This is a genomic window from Aminobacter sp. J44 (assembly GCF_007829415.1).
Lineage (GTDB): Bacteria > Pseudomonadota > Alphaproteobacteria > Rhizobiales > Rhizobiaceae > Aerobium.
This window is the reverse complement of the sequence record NZ_VLJG01000061.1, coordinates 1-11242: the sequence shown is the minus strand read 5'-3', so window position 1 is coordinate 11242 and position 11242 is coordinate 1. Positions and strand designations below refer to the sequence as shown.

Here is an 11242-nt window from a genome sequence, read left to right as displayed (position 1 = left end):
GGAGCATCGGGCCAAGCTTCACAGCACGAATCCGATCGAACGCCTTAACGGGGAGATCAAGCGGCGCACCGATGTCGTCGGCATATTCCCGAATGACGACGCCATCGTGCGTCTCGTCGGAGCCCTGCTGCTCGAACAGAACGATGAATGGGCCGTTCAGCGTGCCCGCTACATGACGCTGGAAAGCGTCGGACAATTGAGCGATGATCCCTTCATCAGCCTGCCAGCAGTAGCAGCACGCTGACCAACCCGGCCAAGCCGGACAGCACGGCGACCAATGCCGTCAGTTACACCACGCGGTGGGACACCATCCTTGATGCGAAACAACCGAACGGCCGAGAATATTCGGAGGTGAAGAGAGGAGATGTAGCCGATCTCCGCTTGTCTCCTGCAGGGCACCTCAACAGAGGAGGTTAGAGCCTGGCTTGCATCGGGGCGCAAAGCGGCTCCCCTTCGACTCAAAAGGAATCCTCTAGGACATCGCTAGACGGAGGCTGAGTGGCTTGGCGATCAATACCGATGGTCCAACCTGATCTTTCTACGGACGGGGCATGCGCTGTTTACCCCAGGCGAGCCACCAGATCTTCTGCTCGCAGGTGCGAGTAGCGCTGCAGCATCTTGAGCTCCTTGTGACCGGAGACGGTGGCGACCTCGATTACGTTCCACCCACGCTCCAGAAGGCGCGTGACGGCTTCGTGGCGCAGATCGTGGAAGTGCAGGTCCGAGCATCCCGCGCGCGCTCTGAGGTGCTCCCAAGCCTGTATAACGGCGCTCTTGGTGGTGGGTAAGACGCGTTGGTCGTTGGACCTGCTTTTAAGCTGTGTCAGCACTTCGATAGCCCGTGAGGAGAGCGGCACGTTTCGGCTCTCACCGTTCTTGGTGAGGGCGAGATGAGCGATGCGCTTATCGAAGTCGATATCGTCCCACGTCAGCGACAGAAGCTCGCCCTGACGCATGGCAGTCTCGAGGGCGAGAATGATCAGTGGACGCATGTAAGGATTGCGTCCATTGTCAGCTGCATCCAGAAGCAGCTGCTCTTCTCCGGGCGCGAGGCGTCGATCCCGTCCCTTTGGTGCTTTAGGGCGCCGGATCAGCTTGCAGGGGTTCTGTGGCAGGTGAACGCCCCACTCTTTGCGGGCAATGTCGATCGCATGTCCAAGCGAGTTGAGCTCGCGGATCACGGTCGCGGGAGATGCAACGGCCAACCGCTCATCCCGGTAGGTGGCGATGTGCTGAGGCGTCAGCGTGGCCAGCGTCCTGTGCGCAATGTCGCGCTTGAGCATCGCCCTGAGCCGATAGACCTCCGTAGAGGCTGAGCGCTTGTGCGGCGTGATCTCTTTCAGATAGCGCTCAAACAGGTCGCGCACGGTCATCTGCTCTGCCAGGCGCGTGTCTGGCAGGGAGCCGCAGCGATCTAACTCAGCTTCCAGGTTGCGGGCCCACTTCTCAGCGTCGATTTTTGTGTCGAAGCTCTTGGCACGCGGGGGAATTCCTTTACGACGAACCTGGGCCTGCCACCGCCCTCTGAGCCGTCTGATCGTTGCCATGAAGCACCTCCTTGTTCTGTGCCTCATGATGCGTAGGACGCCCCCAGGAGGGTGCCAAGGAGCATTCCTGGTCCGATGTGACCAGATTGTGCCGCGGCGTAGAACGGCGCTGTAGGGTGCCTTCCTGAGTCGCTGCGGGGCCTTGCAGGATCAACGGGTTAGATCAGGTGATACGTGCCGGAGAGTGCTGCCTAAGAATGGCAGCCCTTTACAGAAAGATGCAGTGAGATGGAGCACGCGCTTCTGCTAGATCGATCCCAAGCGCGTCCGCTCTTCGAACTTCTCGGCTGTTTCCTTGCGCTCGCTATAGCGGTCAGTAAGATGGTCAGCAATGCCGCGCGTCAGCAGCGTGAACTTCATCAGTTCCTCCATCACGTCGACCACCCGGTCGTAGTAGGATGAAGGCTTCATCCGGCCCTCGGGCGTGAACTCCTGCCATGCTTTTGCGACGGAAGACTGGTTTGGGATCGTTATCATCCTCATCCAGCGTCCGAGCACGCGCATCTGATTGACTGCATTGAACGATTGTGACCCTCCTGAGACCTGCATCACAGCAAGGGTTCTTCCTTGTGTGGGACGGATCGCACCGCCAGGGAGCGGTATCCAATCGATCTGCGCCTTCATGACGGCACTCATGGCACCATGACGTTCAGGGCTGGTCCAGACTTGCCCTTCAGACCAAAGCATAGCCTCGCGCAGTTCCTGCACCTTTGGATGGGTGTCAGGCGCATCGTCAGGGAGAGGCAAACCATTCGCATGGAACACTCGCGTCTCGGCCCCTAGAGCTGTGAGCAGGCGCTCTGCTTCAAGGGTGAGGAAGCGACTATATGAGCGCTCCCGCAATGAGCCATAAAGGAGAAGGATGCGTGGTTTGTGGTCGATCTTCGCAGGCGTCAGCCGCGCAAGGTCCGGGAGTTGAAATGCTTCCGAAAGAAGGTTCGTCAGCTCTGCAATGTCAGCCATCTGATGCACTTCGCGACGGCACGGCTTCACCATCCTCCTTGGTGAAGTCACCGATATCGGGATTGGGCAAGATCTCGAGGACAATCTCTGAGGGTCGTGCCAGGCGCACGCCTTTTGACGTAACCACAAAAGGCCGGTTGATCAGGATTGGATGAGCCTCCATCGCGTCGAGCAGCGCCTCGTCGCTCAATGTTTCGTCATCGAGGCCGAGTTCCAGATATGGCGTTCCCTTTTGGCGGATTGCCTCGCGCACGGTAAGCCCTGCGGCCGCGATCATCTGTTGCAAGCGCTCGCGCGATGGCGGCGTCTTGAGGTATTCGATGATCTCGGGCTCTTCACCACTCGCTCGGATCATCGCGAGCGTGTTACGCGAAGTGCCACACTTCGGATTGTGATAGATCGTGATGCTCATTCTGCCGGACTCTTCAACCCTGTTGTTGTCTGGACGGCGGCGCCACGCTCATACCAGCCCTTGCTTCTGTTGACGATCCACACGACCGAGAGCATTACGGGCACTTCCACCAAGACGCCCACGACCGTGGCAAGAGCCGCACCGGAATTGAAGCCGAACAAGCTTATGGCGGCGGCTACTGCCAGCTCAAAGAAGTTTGATGCACCGATCAGCGCCGACGGTCCCGCCACGCAATGTTGCTCACCGGATGCTCTGTTCAGCAGATAGGCCAATCCCGAGTTGAAATAGACCTGTATGAGGATCGGGACCGCTAGAAGCGCTATCACCAGTGGCTGTGCGATGATCTGCTCGCCCTGGAAGCCGAACAGCATGACCAGCGTTACCAGAAGCGCCACAATGGAAAGCGGCTGCAGGAAGGCGAGCGCCTTGTTGATGGCCTCCATGCCGCCTTGTGCCAGAAGATACCGGCGCAGGATCTGCGCTGCGATGACCGGGACTATGATATAGAGAGCTACCGATAGAACGAGGGTTGCCCAGGGCACGGTGATGGCAGACAAGCCAAGGAGTAGCGCCACAACCGGGGCAAACGCTACGATCATAATGGCGTCATTGAGTGCAACTTGCGACAGCGTGAAGTGGGGTTCGCCCCTGGTCAGGTTTGACCAGACGAATACCATGGCTGTGCAGGGAGCGGCTGCCAGGATGATCAGGCCGGCGATGTAGGATTCGATCTGCGCTTCGGGCAGTAGCGGACGAAAAAGGTAGCCAATGAACAGCCAGCCCAACAGCGCCATCGAGAATGGCTTCACGGCCCAGTTTATGAACAGCGTCACGCCGATCCCGCGCCAATAGTTGGTTACATGCCGCAGGCTTGCGAAATCGATCCGCACCAGCATGGGGATGATCATCAGCCAGATCAGCACCGCCATGGGTATATTGACGTTCGCATATTCAGCAGAGCCCAGGAGCTGGAATACACCTGGTATGAAATGTCCAAGTGCGACACCGATGATGATGCAAAGACCAACCCAAATGGTCAGGTAGCGTTCAAATATAGACATGGTTACGCGTCCTCGCCATCTGGGCTGGTTGTGCCATCCATAGCTCCAATGCCTCGCAATTTGGACTGAAGTGACATGCGGTCGATAGAGGTAAGCGGCAGGCTCATGAACGCTGCTATGCGGTTGCGCATGAACCGGAGAGCATCTTCGAAGGCTGCTTGCTTGACGAACTCAGGGCCATCTGCATCCGCAGGATCTTCGATCCCCCAATGGGCCGTCATAGGTTGCCCTGGCCACACTGGGCAGACTTCACCAGCTGCATTATCGCAAACCGTGAATACGAAATCCATCTTTGGAGCATCTGGGGTGGCAAACTCGTCCCAAGCCTTCGAGCGTAGTCCTTCGGTGGAGATCCCCACATTGGTTAGCGTCTGGATGGCTAGAGGATGCACCTCCCCCTTTGGCATGCTGCCGGCCGAAAAAGCTTTGAAGCGCCCTTGTCCAACGTGGTTCATCGTGGCTTCAGCGAGAATCGAGCGAGCGGAGTTACCGGTGCAAAGAAAAAGGACGTTGTAGATTTTCTCGGTCATTGGGTGGCCTCTTGCGGTGAGCAGCAGGGGGTGAGTTCAGCGATTAATGGTGCGCACAGCTCGGCATTGCCACCGCAGCAGTCCTTGAGCAGAAACAGCATAAGCTCTTTGAGGCCATTGAGCTTGGCGCGGTATATGATGGATCTGCTTTGGCGCTCGCCTTCAATAAGCCCGGCCCGGGCAAGGGTGGAGAGGTGCGACGACATGGTGTTTTGGGGGACGTCGAGCAGGCGGGCTAACTCACCGGCAGGAAGACCATCCGGTTCATGCTGAACAAGCAGCCGGAAAGCTTCGAGCCGAGTTGTTTGGGCGAGCGCGGCGAGCGCGGTGATTGCGTTATCTGATTCCATATATCGAGATTACTCGATTTGTGGATCAATGCAAGATGATGGAGTCCCGGTCTGCTAGCGGTGTCCGGGAAGTGGCGTGGCTGTGCCGTTCCAGCACGTGCCTGATCACGCGGGATTCAGAAATCCTTGCCCGGCAAGGCGTTGAAACAGTAGGGCATTTTCCGAGGAGCCGAGTTCGGAGGGCAGCACTCTATCCAGCTGAGCTACGGGTGCATCCGGATATGTTGCCCTCTTAGACGATCAGGCAGATCGCTTCAACGGGGAACGTGAAGAATACGTGGGTTTGTGCGCTCCTTCGTCGGCAGAGGTCACTGGTTCGAAACCTGTCGGGTGCGCGAGTGTGTGTGGGATGAGGCGGAAGGCGTGGTGGGCGTGTGGCCGGGGTGTGCCGGCCCTCTTCATCCGGGAAGCGAAGTGTGGAACTACATGATCTCAGCAGCTAATGATTGATCGGCAAAACGACGGGACGGGTTTGGATTCGAACGTGGCTGACATTGAAGAACAGCTGGAACGCCTTCTTGTTGAGGATGAAGACTTCCGGGCGCTTGAGAAGGAGTTAGATCGATTCTGCCCGTTCGAGGCGCTGGGGATGGTCCGTTCAGAAGTCCGGCACGGCAACTTCCTCGCCTACTTCTTGGACCCGATGCGTCCTCATGGGTTTCACGCATCGGTGCTCCGCGCATTTCTGAGAGCACTTTCTCGAACGAGTTCATCAACGGGTGGGAGTGATCGTCTAAGACCTCTCGAAGCCCACCTAATGGATCTTGAGCAGGCTGAAGTCCGCCGTGAATGGCGAAACATCGATCTCTTGATTGTCCTGCCCTCTGAAAAGATCGTGATCCCGATTGAGCTGAAGATCGACGCGAGCCAAGGCGATGATCAACTTCGGCGGTATAGGCGGATCGCAGAAGAGGAGTGGCCTCGCGAAAAAGGGTGGAGACATCTGAATGTGTTTCTGACGAAACACGACGAAGTTCCGCGCGACGACCACTGGCAACGCCTCAAGATTGAGCATCTGGCCAACGAATTTGACCTGATAGCGAAATCCGAGGGCCCGCCAGCCGCGAGGGACAGCTTTCAGGCCTATCTAAAGATGCTGAGGAGGCACCACTTGGAAGACCGAAGCCTTGAGGAACTTGCGCGCAAGCTGTGGTCGAGGCACAAGGAAGCTTTGGAGTTCCTGGCGGACCGCCGGCCGGACGCTGTCGGAAATCTCTTCAGTGCCCTCAGGGATCGCGGAGCCGAGCTCGCAAAGTCTCTCAGTGATGCCAGCTCGGAGGTTGTGCTAGACGCCGACTCCCGGACCATCATTCGCTTCGCGTTCAAGAAATGGGATAACCTGCCACACTTCAAGTGCTCGACTTGGACCGAATCTAATAGATTTATCCTTTTGGAGCTAAAGCGAGAGAGCGACAGCCTCAATGGATACCTTTATCTTGGGCCGGGTGATGAGGCTGCGCGAAATGCGTATGTTTCCTTGTTGGAAAAGAAGAAGCTTCCTCCGCTGTCCTCGCGGTCGGGGCGCGAGTGGATATGCTTAGCTAAGGAATCGATACTTAGGGTTCAGATGGAAGGCGATGCGGATCTGGAACTTTGTATCACGCAGGTGACAGCAAATCTTAAAAGTTTCGCCCAGAAAGTTTTCGATCATTTCGATCCCATCCTTGCCCAGCTAGCCAACATGTCGATGGCTGTCAGCAACGTCCACGTCGCACGTGACGAAATCCGTCGTTGAGGCGCAGGCTGCGCGCTTTCCTCCTCAAAGTGCGTATCGTCTGACCTGCAGCTCGGTGAGCTTCCTTTGACACAGGGGTAATCACCGGCTGGTTCTGCGCGCATCTGAGCGATTGGACACTGCCGTTCAATTGGCGCGCGCCAGTGAGCGCCTCTGAGAGCATAGCTGGCCCCGAAATACGAAGCCGGGCGGTGGCCCTCGGCAGCGTTGTGCTCCTATTCGCCTGCAATGAAGCGGGCGCAAAGGTTCACAGGTTTGTCTCCCATCGGGTGCGCTAGCTTGTGTGTGATGGACCGGACGGTGTCGCGCGCGTGTGGCTGGGATGTGCCGGTTGATGAGATGTGGAAACGCGCGTGTTTGGCGTTGAACTATCGCGGTATGCTGGCAAGTCTTCACAAGGGACCATAATCGGGAGGGGGAGAAATGCTGGAAAAGACAGTTGTTTGGGTGGAGCCATCCGCTGAGTATCGAAAGGCTTACGCCGCCGCCTTAAGATCCGCGGTGGATTTGGGAGAACTTGCGTCCAAGATTAGTTTGCCGGCGCCTTTGATCTTCAGTGAGGAGTATGAGCGCAGTGCAGAACGGCTGATGGTCGCCGGACAGGAAACCTATGGTGTGTGGGATCCATTATCCTCGGCTGATTCCAGTTCATTCGATGCCATGAATTACCGCTGCACGCGAGTTGCCGATGATCGGCAAAATCGCGCTGGGCAGCCTGCGGAACAAGGCTGTCCTCATTCCTGTGCTTCTGGCGCTCGACTATTTTTTTCCACTGGGAATTACCGCGCTCTTGATGATCGGAGGCATGTATCTCTGTTTCGAAGGCGCGGAGAAGATCTGGCACAAGCTCCTTCACCAAGGAGCATCCCACGAAGATGACGTGCATGCCGAGAAGGATCCCACCGCGCTTGAAGAAGCGCGTGTCGCCGGGGCCATCAAGACCGATCTGATCCTGTCGGCTGAAATTATGACCCTGGCGCTTTCCATGATCGAAAGCACTTCAGTCTGGACCGAACTTTTCACGCTGGTCCTTGTGGGCATCATGATCACGGCCCTTGTTTATGGCGTCGTCGCGGTGATCGTTAAGCTCGATGACATCGGAGTGCTTATGGCACGCAGGGGACGTCTGGGAGCAACCAGAACGTTAGGCCGCCTGGTTGTGCGAGCCGTGCCGAAGCTGCTCTTGGCGCTGACGATTGTTGGGGCCGCTGCGATGCTTTGGGTGGGTGGAAGCATCTTCATACATGGTCTCCATGAACTGGGCGTGCACCAGCCGTCGGACTGGATTTCGAAGATGGCTTCGGATCTTTCGGCAAGCGTGTCGGCGAGCCTTGAGGCCGCGGTGAACTGGCTAGCCATGGCAACTGCCGACGGCTTGTTCGGACTTGCTCTCGGGTCTCTTGTTCTTTGCGCTACCTTCGCACGACCGATCTGGCGTGCCGCAGGACGCGAGATCTGAGCAAGAACCCGGCCTCTCCGCGGGATGACCGGGGAGCGCGGGACCGGGACGTGGCGGATCAAGATCGCAGTCCACCCGATCGGGATCTCGCGAGATCTGATTGAGCGCTGCAGAAAACTGCGGATGCCCTACTGGCCGTAATGCGGGTCATTTGATGTTCCTCCCGCCTCAACTTGCGGGCGGTGACATACTAGAACTTCCACCGGGGAAACAGGGCCTCAGGGGAGGTAATTTCTTTCGCGCCGATGTTGTCTGGAAGGCGGCGACCGGAGAGCCAATGCCGCGACCCAGCCGAATATTCGAAAGCGTTGTTTTAACGCGGCAACCACATCGTGATCTCGTCCCTTGAACCGCCACATTCCTTCCGCGTTGTAGGAGGGAAACGAGAGGAAGAAGATGCACGAGCCGTCCTGGAACTATGATCGCGCCGAGACAACTGCCGACGGGGTGATCCACGTCCTGGGCGTCCTGCTTGGCATCTCGGGCGCTGTGGCGCTCGCCGTGATCAGCCTTGGCTATGCGGATGCGGGTGTGGCCGCGGCAGCGCTGATCTACGCGCTGTCACTGGTCGTGACGCTGTCGATGTCCGCCGTCTACAACATGTGGCCGGTGAGCCCGCGCAAGTGGTGGCTGCGCAAGTACGACCACGCGGCGATCTATCTTCTCATTGCGGGCACCTACACGCCGTTCGCGCTGCAGATGGACGCCAGGGGTGTCTGGCTGCTGATGTGGACGTGGAGCGTGGCCGCGCTCGGCATGTTTCTGAAGATTGCCTTCCCGAACCGCTTCGATCGCACCTCGATCCTCCTTTATCTGGGCCTCGGCTGGAGCGGCGTCGTGCTGTTCGACCAGCTGGTGACCAGCTTCTCGGCGCCGGTCGTCTGGCTGCTCGCGATCGGCGGGGCGATCTACTCGGTCGGCGTCATCTTCCACCTGTGGCAAAGCCTGCGATTCCAGAATGCGATCTGGCATGGATTTGTTCTTGCGGGCGCGAGCCTGCACTACTCGGCGGTGATGGCTTCGGTCGCGGGAGGAGTGTGAGGTCGCGAAAACAGGTTCAACCACATCTTGGCGCAAATGGCGTAGCGCGATAATTCCAAATCGGTACGGCCCGTCCAACTTCCGGTTGGTGGACGGCTGGTGCTCGCGAAACCTGTAAAAATTTCAAACGCAACCGGAAGCGGGTCATCCTCCGCGTAGTCACGAGGAGCACCGGCAGCCTGATGTGCAAGGCGTCGCGCGTGCCTTTGGTGCGCTTTGTAGCGCGCTCTGCCCCTTTTTCGCCCCAAAATGCCGTTTCATAAAACTTCCAGAAGCGGCGGGGGCTGTAAGGAGAGGTCAAACCCGTGTCCAGCCCGCTTCCTATCGCGGCGGCTACCCTTGTGCTGTCGCTTGCCGTTTCCGCCTGCACCTCCACCACCGAAGTTCTCGATGATGTGGTCACCTCGTCGGTCCGGTCGGCTGCCTACAGCGGGAGTTCGAAGGAACGCGATTGCCTGGCACGCGCCATGTTCTTTGAGTCGCTCCGCTCAAGCCGCGAGGGGCTGGTCGCGGTTGGAACGGTGGTGATGAACCGGGTGAAGGCGCCTGAATATCCTGACACAGTCTGCGGCGTCGTCGGGCAAAAGAACCAGTTCGCGCCAGGTGTCCTCTCTCGGCCGATGAATTCGAAGGCGCTGCCGGATGTGATGGCGGCGGCGGACGCCGTGCTCAAGGGCGAGCGACATCCGAAGATCGGCAATGCGAAGTTCTTTCATACCGCCGGGCTGAAATTCCCCTACAAGAATATGCACTACGTACACGTCGCCGGCGGCAATGCCTTCTACGAGAAGCGCAGCCGGGCAAGGCGCGCGACCGAGCCGGTGCGCCAGCAGACCGAGATCGCCTCGACCGTCCCTCTGCCTCAAAGCAAGCCGGTGCTGGAGGTGGCAAATACGGATGGCGTCGCAGATCCGGATACCGGCGTGCTGGCGTTTGATGCGGAGTAGGGGGGCGACCTTCGCCATCTTCCGCAGTCAAGGTGTCCTTCCTTATCCAGGCAACGCTTGCTCCCGGGATGATCGGAGGTAATTCACCCGCAGTTTCAGGAATGGCAGCTCCACAAACCGGTAGCTCAACCAGGCTAGCGGCACGAGGGCGAGGAAGCAGACGATTGACCAGGCGACAGCAACGTAGAAGCTGTGCATCGCCATGACATGGGTGTGGATGAACTCCGCCATCCAGAAAACGAAGAAGAAGTGAAGCAGGTAGAGAGAGTAGGAGCACTCTCCGACCTTGGCCACAATGTTTGCCCAGACGTTGTCGTTGGCGAACTCGAAAGTCCGGTCGTAGTAGGCAATCAATGCACCATATGCGGCCCCTTCGATCGTTGGCATGATGATCCAGAGAGGGCTGGAGGAGGGGTATGCTCCGAGCTGGAAAAATCCGCCGAGCGAGTCAAACCACCAATAAAATGCCGCGAATGCAACGGCGGTTAGCACTGCAAGTACATGTCTCCCGCGCATGATGCCGCTGATCTGAAAAAAGATCATTCCGAGGAGAAACTGATCGATCCGGCCGACGATGGTCCAGTACGCAAGCCATTGGACGGTGCCATCGCTAAAGAAGAGCCACGTACGAAAGGTCATGGAGGGGATGAGGATTGCGACGAGCCACCACGGCGTTCGTCGGCAGGCAAACAACAGTAGCGGCAGAACTAGGTAGAAGTGGAACTCGACCGTAATCGACCAGCCGCCGTTAGGAAGAACGGGGGCGTAAAGACCAGCCGCTACATGTTCCAGATAGCCGAGGACACTTCCTCCGTGTGACCAATGCCGGATGCCGACGACTGCGACAACGAGCAGCAGTAGGGGAAGTAAACGCAGCACTCGATTGTAAAGAAACGGCCCGTACTTGATCTGTCTCCCATCAAGGATCTTGGCAAACAAATATCGATGATGTCCCGAGAGGTGGTGTAGCTTATGCGATCGCCGTGCCTTCCGGACTGTGCCGGATCAGCTTGCCGCAGCGGGCAGGCTGATGAGCGGATCATCGCTCATTGCGGCGATTGTCTCAAGAGACAGGTATCTGGATCGCTGGACCGCCCACTCATCATTTTGCTCGAGCAGCAACGCACCGACGAGGCGCACGATGGCATTGTCGTTTGGAAAGATGCCGACGACCTCGGTTCGCCGCTTGATTTCTCC

13 protein-coding genes are annotated in these 11242 nt (G+C 58.0%); 5 read left to right on the top strand and 8 right to left on the bottom strand.

The window, feature by feature from the left end; genetic code table 11:
- The coding region (locus L610_RS17440; RefSeq protein WP_186441581.1) for a transposase at positions 1–244 on the top strand (244 nt) is incomplete at its 5' end.
- Between the two features lie 316 nt (positions 245–560).
- Here L610_RS17440 and L610_RS17435 read toward each other — a convergent pair.
- The 6 genes from L610_RS17435 to L610_RS17410 form a co-directional block, all read right to left on the bottom strand.
- The gene (locus L610_RS17435; protein ID WP_144706614.1) at positions 561–1547 is read right to left on the bottom strand and encodes a site-specific integrase; all 987 of its coding nucleotides are present in this window, start codon (positions 1545–1547) and stop codon (positions 561–563) included.
- Between the two features lie 246 nt (positions 1548–1793).
- A complete protein-coding gene (arsH, locus tag L610_RS17430; RefSeq protein WP_144706612.1) occupies positions 1794–2510 on the bottom strand; it encodes an arsenical resistance protein ArsH in 717 nt (238 codons plus the stop codon).
- Entirely contained in the window at positions 2503–2922 is a 420-nt protein-coding gene (arsC, locus tag L610_RS17425) for an arsenate reductase (glutaredoxin) (RefSeq protein ID WP_144706610.1), read from the bottom strand. Before arsC ends, arsH begins: the two co-directional genes overlap by 8 nt.
- Positions 2919–3983: an ACR3 family arsenite efflux transporter gene (arsB, locus tag L610_RS17420; RefSeq protein WP_144706608.1), complete on the bottom strand. Its 1065-nt coding sequence runs from the start codon at positions 3981–3983 to the stop codon at positions 2919–2921. The genes arsC and arsB overlap by 4 nt, the downstream gene beginning before the upstream one ends.
- A gap of 2 nt (positions 3984–3985) precedes the next feature.
- Complete coding sequence (locus L610_RS17415) at positions 3986–4513, bottom strand: arsenate reductase ArsC (protein ID WP_144706606.1); 528 nt, start codon at positions 4511–4513, stop codon at positions 3986–3988.
- Positions 4510–4863, bottom strand: coding sequence for a helix-turn-helix transcriptional regulator (locus tag L610_RS17410; protein ID WP_144706604.1), 354 nt, complete (start codon positions 4861–4863; stop codon positions 4510–4512). Before L610_RS17410 ends, L610_RS17415 begins: the two co-directional genes overlap by 4 nt.
- A gap of 484 nt (positions 4864–5347) precedes the next feature.
- Between L610_RS17410 and L610_RS17405 the strand changes: the two genes are divergently transcribed.
- The 4 genes from L610_RS17405 to L610_RS17390 all read left to right on the top strand — a co-directional run bounded on the left by L610_RS17405 (position 5348) and on the right by L610_RS17390 (position 10045).
- Positions 5348–6598 (top strand): PD-(D/E)XK nuclease family protein, encoded by a 1251-nt coding sequence (locus L610_RS17405; protein ID WP_186441579.1) that lies wholly within the window; start codon positions 5348–5350, stop codon positions 6596–6598.
- A gap of 664 nt (positions 6599–7262) precedes the next feature.
- Positions 7263–8057: a DUF808 family protein gene (locus L610_RS17400; RefSeq protein ID WP_256366563.1), complete on the top strand. Its 795-nt coding sequence runs from the start codon at positions 7263–7265 to the stop codon at positions 8055–8057.
- A 396-nt stretch (positions 8058–8453) separates the two neighbouring features.
- Positions 8454–9098 (top strand): hemolysin III family protein, encoded by a 645-nt coding sequence (locus tag L610_RS17395; protein ID WP_024849173.1) that lies wholly within the window; start codon positions 8454–8456, stop codon positions 9096–9098.
- Between the two features lie 305 nt (positions 9099–9403).
- Positions 9404–10045, top strand: coding sequence for a cell wall hydrolase (locus L610_RS17390; protein WP_024849174.1), 642 nt, complete (start codon positions 9404–9406; stop codon positions 10043–10045).
- A 42-nt stretch (positions 10046–10087) separates the two neighbouring features.
- Here L610_RS17390 and L610_RS17385 read toward each other — a convergent pair whose 3' ends face one another.
- Together L610_RS17385 and L610_RS17380 are read right to left on the bottom strand one after the other, a co-directional pair.
- On the bottom strand, positions 10088–10984 hold the full coding sequence (locus L610_RS17385) for an acyltransferase (protein WP_024849175.1): 897 nt from the start codon (positions 10982–10984) through the stop codon (positions 10088–10090).
- A gap of 66 nt (positions 10985–11050) precedes the next feature.
- On the bottom strand, positions 11051–11242 hold a 192-nt coding region (locus tag L610_RS17380), incomplete at its 5' end, for a transposase (protein ID WP_186441577.1).